Origin of the sequence: Bradyrhizobium sp. AZCC 1577 (assembly GCF_036924575.1) — a bacterium.
Lineage (GTDB): Bacteria > Pseudomonadota > Alphaproteobacteria > Rhizobiales > Xanthobacteraceae > Bradyrhizobium.
Genome location: NZ_JAZHRQ010000001.1, coordinates 3,372,646 through 3,389,850, shown reverse-complemented (window position 1 = coordinate 3,389,850; position 17,205 = coordinate 3,372,646). Strand labels below are relative to the sequence as shown.

At 61.8% G+C, this 17,205-nt stretch carries 13 protein-coding genes and 1 pseudogene; 4 read left to right on the top strand and 10 right to left on the bottom strand.

Translation table 11 applies throughout. The annotated features are described in order from the left end of the window. The 4 genes from V1278_RS15720 to V1278_RS15705 are packed head-to-tail and all read right to left on the bottom strand — an operon-like array spanning position 1 to position 3,995. Positions 1-591 carry an acyltransferase gene (locus V1278_RS15720; RefSeq protein ID WP_334381431.1) on the bottom strand — a complete coding sequence of 197 codons (591 nt, stop codon included), beginning with the start codon at positions 589-591 and terminating at the stop codon, positions 1-3. A gap of 1 nt (position 592) precedes the next feature. After that, positions 593-2,428 (bottom strand): asparagine synthase (glutamine-hydrolyzing), encoded by a 1,836-nt coding sequence (gene asnB, locus V1278_RS15715; protein ID WP_334381430.1) that lies wholly within the window; start codon positions 2,426-2,428, stop codon positions 593-595. A 3-nt stretch (positions 2,429-2,431) separates the two neighbouring features. Next, the gene (locus V1278_RS15710; protein ID WP_334381429.1) at positions 2,432-3,535 is read right to left on the bottom strand and encodes a lipopolysaccharide biosynthesis protein; all 1,104 of its coding nucleotides are present in this window, start codon (positions 3,533-3,535) and stop codon (positions 2,432-2,434) included. After that, positions 3,510-3,995: a hypothetical protein gene (locus tag V1278_RS15705; RefSeq protein ID WP_334381428.1), complete on the bottom strand. Its 486-nt coding sequence runs from the start codon at positions 3,993-3,995 to the stop codon at positions 3,510-3,512. The genes V1278_RS15710 and V1278_RS15705 overlap by 26 nt, the downstream gene beginning before the upstream one ends. A 427-nt stretch (positions 3,996-4,422) precedes the next feature. Here V1278_RS15705 and V1278_RS15700 point away from each other — a divergent pair, with 427 nt between their 5' ends. The 3 genes from V1278_RS15700 (at position 4,423) to V1278_RS15690 (ending at position 7,006) form a co-directional block, all read left to right on the top strand. Further along, entirely contained in the window at positions 4,423-5,616 is a 1,194-nt protein-coding gene (locus V1278_RS15700) for a CaiB/BaiF CoA transferase family protein (RefSeq protein ID WP_334381427.1), read from the top strand. A gap of 253 nt (positions 5,617-5,869) precedes the next feature. Next, positions 5,870-6,346, top strand: a complete 477-nt coding sequence (locus V1278_RS15695) for a type II 3-dehydroquinate dehydratase (RefSeq protein ID WP_334381426.1) — start codon at positions 5,870-5,872, stop codon at positions 6,344-6,346. A 15-nt stretch (positions 6,347-6,361) separates the two neighbouring features. Then, the gene (locus V1278_RS15690) at positions 6,362-7,006 is read left to right on the top strand and encodes a hypothetical protein (RefSeq protein WP_334381425.1); all 645 of its coding nucleotides are present in this window, start codon (positions 6,362-6,364) and stop codon (positions 7,004-7,006) included. 132 nt (positions 7,007-7,138) lie between these two features. Here the strand turns inward: V1278_RS15690 and V1278_RS15685 are convergent. The 6 genes and pseudogenes from V1278_RS15685 to V1278_RS15660 all read right to left on the bottom strand — a co-directional run. After that, positions 7,139-7,424 (bottom strand): annotated as a pseudogene (locus tag V1278_RS15685) (tripartite tricarboxylate transporter permease); the annotation flags it as partial. A 297-nt stretch (positions 7,425-7,721) separates the two neighbouring features. After that, positions 7,722-11,468 carry an Ig-like domain-containing protein gene (locus tag V1278_RS15680; protein ID WP_334381422.1) on the bottom strand — a complete coding sequence of 1,249 codons (3,747 nt, stop codon included), beginning with the start codon at positions 11,466-11,468 and terminating at the stop codon, positions 7,722-7,724. A gap of 779 nt (positions 11,469-12,247) precedes the next feature. Next, positions 12,248-13,759 carry a tripartite tricarboxylate transporter permease gene (locus V1278_RS15675; protein ID WP_334381421.1) on the bottom strand — a complete coding sequence of 504 codons (1,512 nt, stop codon included), beginning with the start codon at positions 13,757-13,759 and terminating at the stop codon, positions 12,248-12,250. A 36-nt stretch (positions 13,760-13,795) separates the two neighbouring features. After that, entirely contained in the window at positions 13,796-14,338 is a 543-nt protein-coding gene (locus tag V1278_RS15670) for a tripartite tricarboxylate transporter TctB family protein (protein WP_334381420.1), read from the bottom strand. A 60-nt stretch (positions 14,339-14,398) separates the two neighbouring features. Then, on the bottom strand, positions 14,399-15,502 hold the full coding sequence (gene mtnA, locus V1278_RS15665) for an S-methyl-5-thioribose-1-phosphate isomerase (protein WP_334381419.1): 1,104 nt from the start codon (positions 15,500-15,502) through the stop codon (positions 14,399-14,401). 41 nt (positions 15,503-15,543) lie between these two features. Beyond that, positions 15,544-16,419, bottom strand: coding sequence for an S-methyl-5'-thioadenosine phosphorylase (locus V1278_RS15660; protein ID WP_334381418.1), 876 nt, complete (start codon positions 16,417-16,419; stop codon positions 15,544-15,546). 91 nt (positions 16,420-16,510) lie between these two features. On the opposite strand from V1278_RS15660, the gene V1278_RS15655 reads away from it, so the two are divergent. Beyond that, complete coding sequence (locus V1278_RS15655) at positions 16,511-17,161, top strand: class II aldolase/adducin family protein (RefSeq protein WP_213284853.1); 651 nt, start codon at positions 16,511-16,513, stop codon at positions 17,159-17,161. Positions 17,162-17,205 lie beyond the last annotated feature (44 nt).

The window sequence follows — 17,205 nt, the reverse complement described above, 5'->3', positions numbered from 1 at the left end:
TCAACCCTCGGCACTTGCATCTGGCGGGGGGCTTAATGTCCGGATCACTCTGGCCGGATTCCCGGCAGCCAACGTGTACGGCGGAACATCCCTGGTGACGACCGAACAGGCCCCAATTGCAGCGCCCTCTCCAATCGTGACTCCCTTCAGCACACTCACGTTGAATCCGATCCAAGCCCTATTGCTCACCACCACTGGCGCGTGCGCGATCTTCTTCCAATCTTTCCGGCCGGCACTCCATTCGCGAACGTCGTTCCGGCGGTCTTTCCAATCGACGCTGTGGGAATCGTGGTCCACAATCGTAATCCCCCATGACATGATGACATCGTCGCCGATGGAGAGGCTTCGATAGCAGACCAGATGACTTCGTCCGATAAATGTGCGGCTTCCGATCTGAATTTTGCCTCCCGTTTCCTCGAAACTGATATCAGCGTGGACGATCGAATCTTCTCCTACCGACAAAGCGTTGCCTGCCGCCCGCCTGATGCGGCGCCATGCGATCGTCGACCCACGTCCGATACTTACCGCCCCGGAAAGCCGGCTCTTCCAGCCCAGGATGGCGTCGATTAGGCCGATCAGGATGCGCCGCATGTTAAGACCTCGCCAGCATCCATTTCATGTTCAGATACGGCCAGACGCGGCCGACCGACTCCCAGTCCCACTGTTTCGAGGAGGTCAGATGGCCAACGGTCCGGCGCAAGCGTTCCTCATCCACCAGTTCGGCAAACGCCGGCACCTTCTGGTCGAGCAAACCCGCGGTCCAGCCGGCCAGAGGTCCGTTCAACCATTCGGGCATCGGCGAATTGAATCCGACCTTTCGGCGTCCCATCCGGATGGATTCCGGCATCAGGTTAGCCATCGCCTTTCGTGCAATGACCTTGGTATAGCCATTCGATGACTTGCTGGATTCCGGCAATGCCATCGCATAGGTGACCAGACGCCAGTCCATGAACGGCATGCGGACCTCAATGCCGTGAGCCATCGACAGGCGGTCGAAGTTTCGCAGGATGGTCGGCAGCACGGTGCTGTGAAACATCCGGTAGAGCCGTCGATTCAATGCACCCCAATCGCGCGGCAGAACGTCGTCTTCTCCAACCAGCGGAAGCTCAGCCGGCACGTCGCGCAGACCACCACGCAGAAAATAGTTTCCCTGGCGCCGGATCATCAGAGCCCGCAACAGATCGGTGCCTCGCCGCGCCGGTGCCGAATTGGAAGCAATTCCGGCGAGCAGGTTTCGCACCCAGAACGCCCCTGATTGCCCCTCCTGAAGATAGGCCCCCATCAACTCGTCCGCGCCATGGCCGTCCAGCGACACTGTCACGTTGTGACGCCTGAGTTCTCGATAGATCAACCAGGCCGCGCTTGGAAGTCCGATATAGACGTCATCGTTGTCGTCGAGGATCTGGTCGAGTTCGATCAGCGCGTCGGCCCGCCCAATCTCGAGGAAGGTCGGCGCGACATCCGCCCACGCCGCCGCCTCCTCCGCCATCGGTCGCTCGTCATTCGAGGCGCCGGGAAACGTCGCCACAAAAGCGTGGCGCCACGAGGTGCTGTCCCGCGGACCCATGCCGGCCTTTTCGTGCGCGGCCATGGTGCTGATCACAGCCGACGAATCGAACCCTCCCGACAGACAGGTCCCGATCGGCACGTCGCTGCGCATCCGAAGCGCGACCGCGTCCTGGAACAGTTCGCGAAAGCGTTCCACCCGTTCGGCTTCGGTGCTCGGGACCACCGGCAGGTGGTCCACCGTCCGCCACCAACGTCGGACCTCCAGTTTGCCCTGGCGCACCCACATGCAATGTCCGCCCTGAAGGCGGCGCACCTCCCGGCAAAGGGTCCGCTCGCTTCCTTCGACTCCGAAGGCATCAAGCATAAGTCGCCGCGCCACGTCGATATCCAGCGACACGTTGATCAGGCCGCTTCGCACCAATGCGCGCTGCTCGGATGCAAAGACAAAGCGCTCCGATGTCAGCGCATACAGCAGCGGCTTGATGCCGAAGCGGTCGCGCGCCAGAAACAGTTCTTCGGTTTTGGTGTCGAAGATCGCCAGCGCCCACATTCCGTTGAAGCGCGTCAGCATACCTTCCCGCCACGCTTGCCATGCGGCCAGAATGACCTCCGTGTCCGACTGGCTGTGGAAAATTGCCCCCTGCGCCTCGAGCTCGCGCCGAAGCTCAAGGAAATTGTAGATCTCGCCGTTGAACACGATCACATGACGGCCGTCGCCGGAGACCATCGGCTGAAAGCCTCCCTCGCCAGGATCGATAATGGCAAGCCTGCGGTGGCCGAACGCCAAATTGCGGTTCGCGCTGTACCAGCTGCCCTCGCCAAAGGGTCCGCGATGGGCGAGGAGATTCGTCAGTCGCGAGATTTCCGCCGGTTCGACCGCGTTGCCGCGGAGGTTCACGATGCCTGCAATTCCGCACATTCGTCAGATCGCCTTGAGGGGCAGGAAGCGGCCGGCGATGACGCGGAGATCCCGCCAGCAGGCCGCACGGTAGCGGCCGACCCGCGAAGCCGCGACCGCGACGATGAAGATGATGCCGGCCGCCAGTAGATAGAGGCCCCCCACGTACCACCAGCCGATTGCCTGGTCGACTTGCGCGCTGCGGAAGCCATATCGCAACGCCAGCGCGGTTGCGATACCAACCCCGATGGGCATCAACACGAAGTGGATCAGACGCAACCACATGCCGGAGAGGCTAAAACGCCGCTGCAGCAGGATCACGGCTGTAACCATTTGCGCGATCATGCCGAAACAGGCGCTCCAGCCCGCCGCCTGCCATCCGAAATATGGCAGGGCGATCGCGCTGGTCGCCAGCGTGAACACGCCCGTGAGCAGGGAAATCAAGGCATTCGAGCTCGACCGCCCTTGGGCCAGAAGGTAGAAGGCAAAGACGTTCGAGCTCGATCCAAGTACGCCAGCGATCGACAGTATCACCAGTACGCGCTGCGCTTCGGCGGCCACTTCTGCGCCGGTCCACAGATGAAGCAACGGGCCGGCGACGGGGATAAGGCCGCCAAGCGCACTCGCGGCGAGCACATTGAGTATCCAGGACGAGCGGAACAGGAGATCGGCCTTGCGATCGTCAGTCTCCTTCTGTAGAGCGCTGAAGAACGGGAAGAGAATTTCGCCGACCTTCAGGACGCCGATATACACCGCCTCCTCCAGCCGCTGCGCAATCGTATAAAAGCCGACGAATTGCGGCTGCAGCAAAGCTCCGAGTAAGTAACGATCCGCCTGTGCGGCAATGAGCGCGCCACTCTGTGCGGCCAGTTGCCAGCCACCCAGCTTGACGAGGCTGCCGAGCGACCCGCGATCGACCGTCGGGCGCCCGAGCCACTCGCCTACGACACGTCGGGACCATCCGAAGGCCAGAACAAGGCTCGTTGCAAAACCCAACGCCTGACAGCCGAGAAACGTCGAGGCTTGAGGCCAGCGCGGAATCAACAACAGCATGGAGCTTGTTGCGACCACGGTACTAATGATGCTGATCGAAGCAACCCTTCTATAGTCCTGGCGCGCCGTGAACAAGGCCAGGAAGACAGCGGACAGGCACTGGCACAGCCAACCCGGCACTGGCCAGCACAAACGCGAGTCCCAGATCATCCGCGGACGACCCGCTCAAATGAAATCCAAGCCGCGCGAGCGGCGCCCCGGCCAAAGCAAACAGCATCGCGATCGCGCCGCCGACTGCTAGTGCCAGCACTGCCGCCGTGGCGAACATTCGTCGCGCATCGTGGCGCTCCGACGGCTCCAGCCGCAGGGCGAGCTCCCGCGTCGTCGACAATGCAAGCGCGTTGCTGAACGCCAGTGCGGGCGCAACGCATGCCGTAACGAGACCTGCAACACCGAAGGCGGCGACGCCGAGGCGAAAGACCACAAACGGTAGGACCAGGAGGTTGAGCGCCACGGCTACCGCAAAGGCAATCGCGTTCCAGGCAGAATTACCCAGCACATCGACCGGACTTTTTCTTGACGCCGTATCAGCCATCAGGCCATCGCACCCTTGCTCAAATCGCGCATCCCGTTAGACCGAGCCTGCCCCCCGGGGAGCGCGACACGGATCGGCCAGTCGGCGCAACCGTCCGACAGCCAATGAAGTCCCGGGGAACATGTCACATGGCCTGAGGGCAATTAGCACGGCCGCGAAACGGATCGAGGTGCCAGAAGCCTGATTTGTCCCTAACAACTCAACTACAGGATCAGCCGGAACGCCGCAATGCAATCCACGTAAGTCGTTGAAATAATGGGATTAACGGATGGATCGGTGCGCAGGTTTGCGTGGCCTTATCAGCACTGATTTGCGTTCGCCCGCCGGCCCTGCGGGCATCGAACCAGGAGTTGGAAACCTGCGCCAGATTGTCTAAGTCAGACCGAGGCTGCCTTTCCGATGCAAAATCCAGAAAACGAAGGTTCTCATGCCCTTCCCGCGCGCTTCGCAGGCCCTTTCCCGCTTCACCGTGCTCGATCTGACCCGCGTCCGATCCGGGCCGACCTGCGTGCGGCAGTTGGCGGACTGGGGCGCCAACGTCATCAAGATCGACGCCCTCTTGGAAGATGGTGGCGGCGAGCAGCCGGGCGGCCCGCGCCATGGCTCGGATTTTCAGAATCTGCACCGCAACAAGCGGGCCATGACGCTGAACCTGAAGGACCCGAAGGGCCTCGAAGTGTTCAAGCGCCTCGCCGCCAAGGCCGACGTGGTCGTCGAAAATTTCCGCCCCGACGTGAAGGCAAAACTCGGCATCGATTATGAGAGCCTGCGCCAGATTAACCCGCGCCTCGTCTATGGCAGCATCTCCGGCTTCGGCCAGGATGGCCCCTACCACAAGCGGCCGGGTTTCGATCAGATCGCGCAGGGCATGGGAGGGCTGATGTCGGTCACCGGCGCGCCGGGCCAAGGCCCGATGCGGGTCGGCATCCCCGTCGCCGATCTCACGGCCGGGCTGTTCTGCGCCCTCGGTATCCTGACGGCGCTGCTGGAGCGCGATGTTTCCGGCGAGGGTCAGTGGGTGCAAACCTCGCTGTTGCAGGCGCAGATCTTCATGCTGGATTTCCAGGCCTCGCGCTGGCTGATGGAGAAGGAAGTCGCCAAGCAGGCCGGCAACAACCATCCGACCTCGATCCCGACCGGCGTCTTCAAGACTTCCGACGGCTATATCAACATCGCCACGACAGGCGGGCGGATCTGGGAACGCTGCGCGCAAGCGATCGGCGCCCCCGAACTGATCACCAACCCCGATTACGCCACCGCGCCCGCGCGCTCCAAGAACCGCGACGCGCTCAACGAAGCGATCGGCAAGCTCACCGAGAAGAAATCGACCGAAACCTGGGTCAGGGAATTGAACGAGGCCGGCGTGCCCTGCGGCCCGATCTACTCGATCGACCAGATGTTCGAGGACGCCCAGGTCAAGCACCTCGGCCTCGCGCAACACGTGCCGAACGACGAGAACCGCCAGATCCAGCTCGTCGGCCAGCCGGTGACGCTGTCGCGCACGCCAAGCACGATGGCCGCACGCCCGCCGGAATTCGGCGAGCAGACGGAAGAGGTGCTGGCGGAATTCGGCTTCGGCCAGGCCGAGATCGCGGAGTTGCGCCAGCGCAAGGTGGTGTAGGCCTCCGCCGTCATTGCGAGCCAGCGGGTCGCGCGAATGCCCGCCCGATGACAGGCTCAGTGAAGCAATCCATCTCTCGGCTTGCGGGCACGATGGATTGCTTCGCTTGCGCTCGCAATGACGCGGTGAGGCTCCTGCCTCACTTCAGAGATCCGCCCTGCCTCCACTGCCGTGCCGGCGAAATGGTTCGGCGGCTGACATGCCGTCGCGATTCGCTACACTGTCTTGTCACTAATCCCGTGAAAGGCATTCCATGCGCATCATGATCCTCAATGGCCCGAACCTGAACATGCTCGGCATCCGCGAGCCGCATATCTACGGCTCGACCACGCTCGATGCCATCAAGGCCTCGTGCGAGGAGTTCGCTGCCTTCACCGGCACGGAGCTCGCGTTTCACCAGTCCAACCACGAGGGCGAGCTGGTCGATCTGATCCAGTCTGCGCGAAACTCAGCCGACGCCCTTATCATCAATCCCGCCGCCTACTCCTTCACCTCGATTGCGATGTTCGATGCCATGAAGATCTTCGAGGGACCGATCTACGAGGTGCACATCTCCAACATCCATGCCCGCGACGAGCTGCACCGGCACTCCAAACTCTCGGCTGCCGTGAAAAGCGTGATCGCGGGCCTCGGCCCCTATGGCTACATCGTCGCCATGCAGGCTGCGCTGCAGGCCGCAGGCGAACTGCCCGCCTCGCTGCCAGCGGCTGTGCGCATTGGCCCGAAATGAGGGATGGAGCGTGAGATGCAGGGAGCCGGCTATCTTGCCATCTGGAGCGATCTTGCGCCGCAGGACGAAACCGACTGGGCGCACTGGATCACCCGCGAACATGCCGCCGAGCGCGTCGGTATCAACGGATTTCTGGCGTGCCGCATCTTCCGCGCGCTGGGCGCGTCGGTAAATCGCTACTTCATCCTGTACGAACTCGAGGATGAAGGGGTCGTCGGCAGCGCTGACTACCTGGCGCGACTGAACGCGCCGACGCCATGGTCGCAAACCATCATGCCCCGGCTCGGCAATTTCGCGCGCGGTGGCGGTCGCATCGCAGCCTCAGCCGGCATTGGCCAGGGCGGCATTGTCGCTCCGTTGCGTCTGGATGCCGTTCCATCCTGGGACGCCGCCGCGCTCGTCGCCGAGCTGGCCCATCTCGACAGGATCGTCGCCGCGCGAATCTTGCTCACCGACGTCGCGCAAACCTCGATCAAGACGCGCGAGAAGGGCATGCGAAGCAATGACGGCTCGTTCGCCACCTTGCTGCTGATCGAGGGACTGGAGGAAGCCGCAGTCCGCGACGCGGTTCATCACCTGCGCAAGACGCTTCCCACGGCGGATTGCGATAGTGTCGACAGACTGCCGCTTTACCGGCTGGCATTCAGCCTGCCGAAATGACTCCTGCCAGGCTGACGGCGCCCCGGAGGCGTCTCCACTGTCATTGCGAGCGAGGCAATCCATCTATGCATGCGTTGTGACACGGATTGCTTCGCTGCGCTCTTAATGATGACTGAACGTCTACCAGTCGGATCACGCCTTCGCCGGCCGGAGCATGCGGAAGACGCTGCCAAAAGCCTTGTCTATCACAGGCCAGAACAGCAGCACGATCGCCAGCGCCATGATCGAACCGTACGAGGCGTTCGACCAGAACACCTTAGATCGCCGCAGAGCCGATCATCGACAGGCCAAACGCATCTCGGCGCGATTGCCGAGCACGAGCCCCAGCGCAACGGCTACAAGGTAATACCGATGTTATTGAAAACGTAGCCGACGACGCCAAAGCCACCATCAGCCAGATATCGAATATCGCGTTCTGTTGCTGTCGTTGGCTGGACGAAGCTCGTTGAAAAACAGCGCCGCCGAATGGCTTCGATCGAACGCTCCGCCCACCCATTCACTTCAGGAATGCGCAACCACGACCGAGCTCGTTGCGCCAGAATTGCCAGGGCGGCGACAAACACCGCCCATCTTGAAACCTCGATCTCGTCAAGCCTTTTGGGCGCGGGGATTCCCCCGCCTTCCGAAATCAGTCATGGCACTCGCCCCTTGAACCATGCCCTTTTGGGAGTGTCCCCAAGGCAGATGTTACCAACTCCTTTTACAAACCCCCAGCTCACGCAAAATGGAAGTCGCTACTATTAAGCGCGCCCAGTTTGGTGTTCTTCAGCGTGAGCGCATCGCTTCCGGTGGAAATGACGATATCCTGACCAACTTGGCTCGCATGCGAGAGAACGCTCGCAAAGCTGTCGAATACTGTCTTGCTGAACTGTATCGTATCTTGCGCAGTTCCGCTCGCCGCGAAATCCTTGATGACGTCGCGGCCGAAATTTGCGGCAAACACGAAAGTATCGTGTTGGCCGCCGCCAACCAGGATGTCATTGCCAGAGGTGCTCTTCAGCGTATTGCTGCCTGTCGAGCCAAGAATCGCGCTGCCTGAAGTACCAACGACCTGGCCAGCGCTATCGATCTGCTTGGCAGTATAGGTGTGTAACGTATCGGACACGGCCGACGATGTCTGGAACGACCAGGTACCATCGGCTGCCGCAGTAACTTTTCCAATCGACGTGTTGCCATCGTACAGCTTGACCTGACTGTTGGCATCGGCGAAGCCTTTGATGGTGACGATGTCGTTCCAGTTCTTGTACATGGTGGTCAAACCAACAGACGAACTCGCACTGGAAGAACCAATGACCCCGTCGCCATTGAGGTCCTGCTTGAAGCTCGTTTCGAAGGACTTCAACGCCGACGCCGACATGCCTGTCACGTCTGAAACGTGGTTGCCGCTGCTATCAGTATTCCAGACAACGTATTGATCCTTGTCTGCGAACTTCCAGGCAATTTGATACCCCGTTGCCGTCTGCTCAGCCCCGATTGGCGCCCAACCGCCAAACTGACCCTCGACTACGGCCGTGCCGTTCATCTTCAACGTGGGACCCGACCCGCCGCTACTGCTGAATTTATAATTCTCGCCGATCTGAATGAGGCTAGTTAACCCAACGGACTCGATTGCATTGGTTACGATGCCTGTGGTCCCATCGCCATTCAGATCCTGCTGGAAGCTAGCTTCGAAGGATTGCAACGCAGGCGCAGACAGGCCTGTCACGTCTGAAACGTGGTTGCCGCTGCTATCAGTATTCCAGACAACGTATTGATCCTTGTCTGCGAACTTCCAGGCAATTTGATACCCCGTTGCCGTCTGCTCCGCCCCGATTGGCACCCAACCGCCAAACTGCCCCTCGACCACGGCCGTGCCGTTCATCTTCAACGTGGGACCCGACCCGCCGCTACTGCTGAATTTATAATTCTCGCCGATCTGAATGAGGCTAGTTAACCCAACGGACTCGATTGCATTGGTTACGATGCCTGTGGTCCCATCGCCATTCAGATCCTGCTGGAAGCTAGCTTCGAAGGATTGCAACGCAGGCGCAGACAGGCCTGTCACGTCTGAAACGTAGTTGCCGTTCTTATCAGTATTCCAGACAACGTATTGGTCCTTGTCTGCGAACTTCCAGGCAATTTGATACCCCGTTGCCGTCTGCTCCGCCCCGATTGGCACCCAACCGCCAAACTGCCCCTCGACCACGGCCGTGCCGTTCATCCTCAACGTGGGACCCGAATCGCCGCCACTGCTGAATTTATAGTTCTCACCAATCTGAATGAGGCTGGTTGACCCAGCGGACTCGATTGCATTGGTTACGGCGCCCGTAGTCCCATCGCCATTCAGATCCTGCTGGAAGCTCATTTCGAGCGACTTAAGGGCAGCGTTCGTACCTGACACGGCGCCGCCCGACACGGAGCCGGTCAGGGCGCTGACGTGGGAAACGTAGTTGCCGTTGTTGTCGGTGTTCCAGGCCGTGTACTGACCGGTGCTCGCCTCCTTCCAGGCAACCTGATAGCCCGTCGCCGTCTTCTCCGCACCGATCGGCGTCCAAGTGCCATCTTGCCCGTCCACAAAATCCGCACCGCGATACTTCAACGTGGGGCCGGATCCGCTGCTGCTGTTGAGGTAATATTTGCCGCCGCTCTCAACGAGACTTGTCGACCCAGCCGACTCGACTAGCTCACCCGGAGTTGGCGTTGGCGACGTCCCGCTGATCACGCTGCTGACCGACTGCGAGGCGGCGCTGACATTGCCGGCCGCGTCGGCAGCCTTGACCGTCAGCGCGTGCGTGCCGGTCGACAAGGCGTTCGTCGTGACGCTCCAGGCTCCGGTCGAGTTTGTTGTCCCGGTTCCGACCACCGTGGTGCCGTCGTAGACCGTGACCGTGCTGTTGGCCTCGGCGGTCCCCGACAGCTTGACCTGATTGGTATTGACGATGGCGTTGCTGCTCAGGGCCGGGGCGGTCGGCGCCAGCGTATCCACCGTCACGGTCACCGCACCGGATGCGGCACTGGTCTGGCCGCTCGAGGTGGTCGCGGTCGCGGTCAGCACATGCTTGGCGTTGGTCAGGACCGAGGTGATGTAGTCCCAGCTCCCGGTCGAACTGGCGGTCGTCGTGCCGATCTGGGTCGAGCCATCGTAAATCTTGACGGTGCTGTTGGCGGCCGCGGTGCCCTTGAGCTGGAGGGTATTGTCGCTGGTGATGCCATCGCCGGCCGCTCCGGTGTCGTTCGAGAACGACGCGATGGTCGGCGTAGCCGGCGTAGCCGGGGGTGCCGAGGTGCCGGTGCTGGCCGTGACCACGGCAGACGCCGCGCCGGTGTTGCCTGCCGCATCCGTCGCCTTTGCGGTGAGGCTGTGCGAACCGGCCGCAAGGGCACCGGTGGTATAGTTCCACACGCCACTGCCGTTGGCCGTCGCGGTCCCGATCTGGGCCGTGCCGTCGAACACCTTCACGACGCTGTTCGCTTCCGCCGTGCCGGTCAGGTTCAGGCCGCCGTTGGCGTTGTTGGTGGGCGTCGCCATCGTCGGGGCCGTGGGCGCCACCGTGTCAATTTTCACGGCAAGCACCGATGACGTCGAACTGGTGCCCGACGTGGTGGTGGCCGTGGCCTTGAGGCTATGATTGCCGTTCGATAGCGCAGCGGTCGTGTAGCTCCACGCGCCACTGCTGTTGGTCGTGGTGGTCCCGATCTGGGTCGTACCGTCGAACACCTTCACCGTGCTGTTCGCGGCCGCGCTGCCGCTCAGGGTCAGCGTACTGTCGTTGGTGATGCCATCACCGGATGTGCCGCTGTCGTTCGAAAAGTGGTCGATCGTCGTCAACCCAGCGCCACCACCACCCCCTTCCACCGGGAAAGGCGGCGGGATAAGTGGACCTGGAACGAGTTCACCATTTACGATCGTTGCGGAGCGGACATTTTCCCACTGAGTAATGTTTATGTCCGCATTGACTTGCTCAAAGAGGATATCGTCGTAACCAAACGGCCCGACAAAATACACGTCCTTGAGCGATACCGAGATATCGTTCGCATCCGCGGCAATACGCAAGCCAAACGGACCACCTTGGAATACCACGTTATCGAACGTGAGCGTGCCACTCCAACCATCCGCAACGAACATACCTGCAGTTGCAGCGGTGGTGTGGGCGACGATCGTCGTATTCGTGATCGTCACATTCCCGGTGCTGCCGGGGGCATAGATCTGGATAGTATCGGCGTGATCGCTCCCTTGTCCCGTCGACTCGATGTACGAATTGCTGATGGTGACGTCACCGTCACCCCCGATGCGCACACCTTCCCTCGAACTTATCCGGAGATGGTCGAGGCTGAACGAGCCAAGGCCGACAACGGACGCCGTGGAGCCAGTGTCGGTAATGCTCTTGTAGGAAAGCGTCCCGCCATCTCTAAGCGTGACCGAACTCGAACTCGTAACCCCGCTCAACAACGGGTCGTTCCAGCTCAGAGGGATGGCTACCATCTAGTTTTCTCCTCGTAGCTTCGATCTAGTTTGACCCGGCACGTACCGAACTTCGAATTGCGGTGGCAACTGAAACGCGACATCTATTTCTTCCGGTCCCCGCATGCAGGGTAGAGGGAAGCTTCAAGAAGCCCTTCCTCCGTAAACTCCGGGAGACGATACCCCAAGTGCGACTCTGGGACCCCAGGTGCTACTCTGCTTGCGCAGCGCCGAGGAATTCGTCTTGGCCGATTGGCGGAGGCTTTTTTTAGACCATATCGGGGCTTGGCTAAGGTCATTGCCCAAGTCAGAGGAGCATACCTCTACGTGCTCCACTAAATGGCTGATCCCGCCGTATTTTTTGCGTTGTTGCAATCAGGCTACACTCGACAGAAATCTGCAGATCGGCTTCCAGCAATGAGCCGCACGATAACCCCACCACCTTAAATATCGCTTTCAACATCTTTCTTATTTTAAATAATATATTCCCGATGGCGGGAGTGATTTAAATCGCGCGATATAGTTGTAATTGCTACGCGACCTCAACGAGTTGAGCCTTCGAGAGATCTAGTAAGCAGCCCTGGAATCGCGCGCTTGTTGCTCAATCTGTTATTGGATTATTTGCCGTCAAGTGAGGTTCTGGTGATGCCGCCAACATCGTCCTCTGCCTCTCGGCAACAACTCTGCACGCTTCCTGCTCCCTCTGCTGTTTAGAGTAACAAGCACTGTGCGAACCTCGGCCAAACCTTGCCGAGAGATTCGAAAGGCCGTGTTCTGCGACTGTTCCAAAAACGAACCGGCTACGCCTTCGCCGGCCGCAACATGCGCGTAACACTGGCGAAGGCCTTGTCGATGACGGGCCAGAACAGCAGCACGATCGCCAGTGTCGTGATCGAGCCGACCAGGCCGTTCGACCAGAACACCTTCAAATCGCCGCCGGCGCCGATCATCGACAGGCGGAACGCATCCTCGGCGCGGTTGCCGAGCACCAGCGCCAGCGTGAACGGCGCGAGCGGAATGCCGATCTTCTTGAAGACGTAACCGACGACGCCGAAGCCCAGCATCAGCCAGATGTCGAAGATCGCATTCTGGATCGCATAGGCACCGATCGCGCAGGACACCACGATCATCGGTGCGACGGCGGCGAACGGCACGCGCAGGACGGATGCAAAGATCGGCACCGTCGTCAGCACCAGCACGAGGCCGACGACGTTGCCGAGATACATCGACGCAATCAGCCCCCAGACGAAATCCTTGTGCTCGACGAACAGCAACGGCCCGGGATTGAGCCCCCACACCATCAAGCCGCCGAGCAGGATCGCCGCGGTGCCCGAGCCTGGGATGCCGAGCGCGAGCATCGGCAGCAGCGCCGCGGTGCCGGAGGCGTGCGCCGCGGTCTCCGGCGCGAACACGCCCTCGATGCGTCCTTTGCCAAAGCTGTCCTGGTCCTTGGAAAAGCGCTTGGCGAGGTTGTAGCCCATGAAGGACGCGGCAATCGCGCCGCCCGGCGTAATGCCGAGCCAGCAGCCGATGAAGGACGAGCGAAACAGCGTCACCCAGTATTTCGGCAGGTCCTTCCACACCGACAGCACCACGCGCAGGGAGATGCCGGCGGCGTGGCCGCGCAGCGCCAGGCGCTCCTCCATCGTGAGCAGTATCTCGCTGATGCCGAACAGGCCGATCACAGCGACCAGGAAGTTGACGCCGCGCAGCAGTTCCGCCGAATCGAAGGTCATGCGCAACTGGCCGGACACGGTGTCCATGCCGATGCCCGCGAGCAAGAGACCGAGCGACATCGAAATGACGGTCTTGTGCTTGGCCTCGCGGCCGAGCCCGACAAAGGAGCAGAAGGTGAGCAGATACACCGCGAAGAATTCGGGCGGTCCGAATCTCAGCGCGAACGAGGAGATCATCGGCGCCAGGAACGTGATCAGCATCACCGCGACCAGCGAGCCGATGAACGACGAAGTGAAGGCCGCGGTCAGCGCTTCCGCCGCCCTGCCCTGCTGCGCCATCGGGTAACCGTCGAAGGTGGTCGCGACCGACCAGGCTTCGCCCGGAATGTTGAACAGGATCGAGGTGATGGCGCCGCCGAACAGCGCACCCCAGTAGATGCAGGACAGCATCACGATCGCCGAGGTCGGGTCCATCGTGAACGTCAGGGGCAGCAGGATCGCGACGCCGTTCGGACCGCCGAGGCCGGGCAGCACGCCGACGAAAATGCCGAGCACCAGCCCGGTCATCATCAGGAGCAGCGTCTTCCAGGTCAGCAGCACGGCGAAGCCGTGCATCAAGAGGCCCAAGGCTTCCATTTACGGGGCTTCCATGGCGTGTGTCCCACCGACCGGTTAGCGGCCGAGCGCCGCTTCGAGCGGGCCCTTTGGCATGATGACGTCGAAGGCGACGTCGAAGGTCACGAACATCGCAGCGGTGAACACGACGGCGGTGAGCAGCGACTTCCACCATGCGATCTTGCCGACCAGACGCATGAAGCAGGAGATCAAAAGGAAGCTTGCGACATAGAGCCCGAGGAATTGCGTGGCGAGGCAGAACAGAACCGTCGGCACGAACACCGCCATCACGCGGCGAAGCTGCGCTTGCGTCACGAAGGATTCGGAGGCTTCCCGGCGCGACAGGAACGCCGCAACCAGGCCGTAGAGGCTGGCGCCACCGAGGATAATCGACAGATAGAACGGAAAATAGCCGGGCTGCGGACCGGTGGATTCCCAGCCCGCGCCCGTCCGCCAGTTGTCGTACCCGAGCGTCAGCGCAAGCGCGAGAAGCAGAAGGCAGACGGCCACGTCGACCACCCGAACGCTCGCCATCTGAGGCGAGTCCGCCTCCGGCGCGGTCGGATCCTCGACGACGATTTCGATGTCGGTATTGGACATGGAGACGGTGCCCCCCGGTACGACAGTCCTAAACGGGGATACGTGCCGACGTCGCCGGCGTCAATGTCCGGCGCTGCGCTCCGGGAATGCGCTCGCAAGTGCAGCACGATCGGGCCGCAACAGGCCGCGTTCGGTGATCAAACCCGTCACCAACCGCGCCGGCGTGACGTCGAAGGCGTAATTGGCAACCGGCGAGCCGTCGGGAACCACGCGCACGGTCTCGACGCGCCCGTCGGTGGTGCGGCCGGTCATGGTCGCCACTTCCTCGGTGTTGCGCTGCTCGATCGGAATCTGCCTGATGCCGTCGTCGATGCTGAAATCGATGGTGGGCGACGGCAGTGCAACATAGAACGGGACGCCGTTGTCGTGGGCGGCGAGCGCCTTCAGATAGGTGCCGATCTTGTTGCAGACATCGCCACTGGCCGTCACCCGGTCGGTCCCCACGATCGCGAGATCGACCATGTGGTGCTGCATCAGATGGCCGCCGGTGTTGTCAGGGATCACCGTGTGCGGCACGCCGTGGTGTCCGAGCTCCCAGGCAGTCAGCGAGGCGCCTTGATTGCGCGGCCGGGTCTCGTCGACCCAGACATGGACCTTCAGGCCGCTATCATGGGCAAGGTAGATCGGCGCCGTGGCCGTGCCCCAGTCCACCGTCGCGAGCCAGCCGGCATTGCAATGGGTCAGGATATTGATCGGCTCGCCCGGCTGCTTCGTTGCCGCGATCTGTTCGATCAACGCCAGACCATGCCGGCCGATCCCCTGGTTGATCGCGACGTCCTCATCGGCGATTTCGCCGGCGCGCTGGTAGGCTGCCGCGACGCGTTCCGACGCCGGCAGCGGCCGAAGCAATCGCGCCATCTCGTCGAGCGCCCATTTCAGGTTGATTGCCGTCGGCCGTGCCGCCAGCAGCATGGCATAGGCGCGATCGAGCGCCGCATCGGAAGCGTCCGCGCGCATGGCGAGTGCCATGCCGTAAGCCGCAGTCGCACCGATCAGCGGCGCGCCGCGCACCAGCATGGAGCGGATGGCCTCGGTCGCATCGGCGGCGTTCGCGATACGCGCCACCACGAATTCATGCGGCAATCGCCGCTGGTCGATCGCACCGACCGTCCAGCCGTCGTCCTCGAGCCAGATGCTGCGAAAATGCCGACCATCGACCTTCATGTCCTACGCCCTTCGCGTCGTGCGCCCGCTGGAAGACATCCTCACGACCGTAGCACCCTTCCGGCCACGGCATCGAGCTTGGCGAGCAATTCTGCATCGCGCGCTTCCGGCGCCGTGATCAGGGCGGTGTCGAGCGCCTTGTCCGAGCCGATCGGGCACGGCTCATGCTCGCGCGGGAAATCCCGGGCGAGACGCGCAACCAGCGCCTTGGCCTTGCCGGCATTCGAGTTCAGCACGCGAATGATATCCTGCACGGTGACCGCCTCATGATGAGGATGCCAGCAATCGTAATCGGTGACCATCGCCACGCTGGCGTAGCAGATCTCGGCCTCGCGGGCGAGTTTTGCCTCGGGCATGTTGGTCATGCCAATCACCGAATGACCCTGCGCCTTGTAAGTCTGGCTCTCCGCGAGGCTGGAAAACTGCGGCCCTTCCATGCAGACATAGGTGCCGCCCCGCACCGCCGCGATCCCCTCAGCCTCGGCCGCTGCCGCCAGATGCACATGCAGCCGCGGCGAAACCGGATGGGCCATCGAGACATGGGCGACGCAACCCTTGCCGAAGAACGAGTTCTCACGGCGATAGGTGCGGTCGACGAACTGATCGACCAGCACAAACGTGCCGGGCGGCAGTTCCTCCTTGAAGGAGCCGCAGGCCGACAGCGAAACCAGGTCGGTAACCCCTGCCCGTTTCAGCACGTCGATATTGGCGCGGTAGTTGATGTCGGAGGGCGAGAGCACATGCCCCTTGCCATGGCGCGGCAGGAACGCGACCGGCAGCCCGGCGATGATGCCGCGCATCAGCGGCGCGGACGGCTCGCCCCACGGGCTGTTGATGGTTTCCTCGCGGACATCCTCCAGCCCCGGCAGGTCGTAGATGCCGGATCCGCCGATGATGCCAAGCACGGCACGCGTCATGACTTCTCCCACTTACGATTACACGGAAGATGTTCGACTATACTGCGCCGCAATAATCAAGCATTGTCGCACGGTTGCAAGAGGCCTCAAAATGCCGACCAGGAACGACCGGGAAAAACGCCAATCCATCATCGATGCCTGCCTGCGCATGACTGCACTCGGCATCAACCAGGGGACGTCGGGCAATATCAGCCTGCGCCATGGCGATGGCATGCTGATCACCCCGACCAGCACGCCCTACGAGGCGATGAAGCCCGAGCAGATCGTCTACATGCACCTCGACGGCAACCACGATCCCGCCCAGCGGCCATCGAGCGAGTGGCGGTTTCACCGCGACATCCTCAAGGCCCGCCCGGAGGTGCAGGCGATCGTCCACGCCCATCCGCCCTACTCGACCATGCTGGCGATCATGGGCATGGAGATCCCGCCGGTGCACTACATGGTGGCCGTCGCCGGTGGCGACACCATCCGCTGCGCGCCGTATGCGACCTTCGGCACCCAGGAGCTCTCCGAACACGCCGTCCGCGCGCTAGAGGGACGGCTGGCCTGCCTGCTCGAACATCACGGCATGATCGCGATCGGGCCGTCACTGGCAAAGGCGATGTGGCTTGCAGTCGAGGTCGAAACGCTGGCGCGGCAATATCACGGCTGCCTGCAGATCGGCACGCCGCCATTGCTGTCAAGTGCGGAAATCGAGAAAGTCCGCCTCCGCATGGCCGGATACGGCCACGCGGAGGAGTAACGATGCCATAGCGTTTTCGAGCGAAGTGGACACCGGTTCGCGTG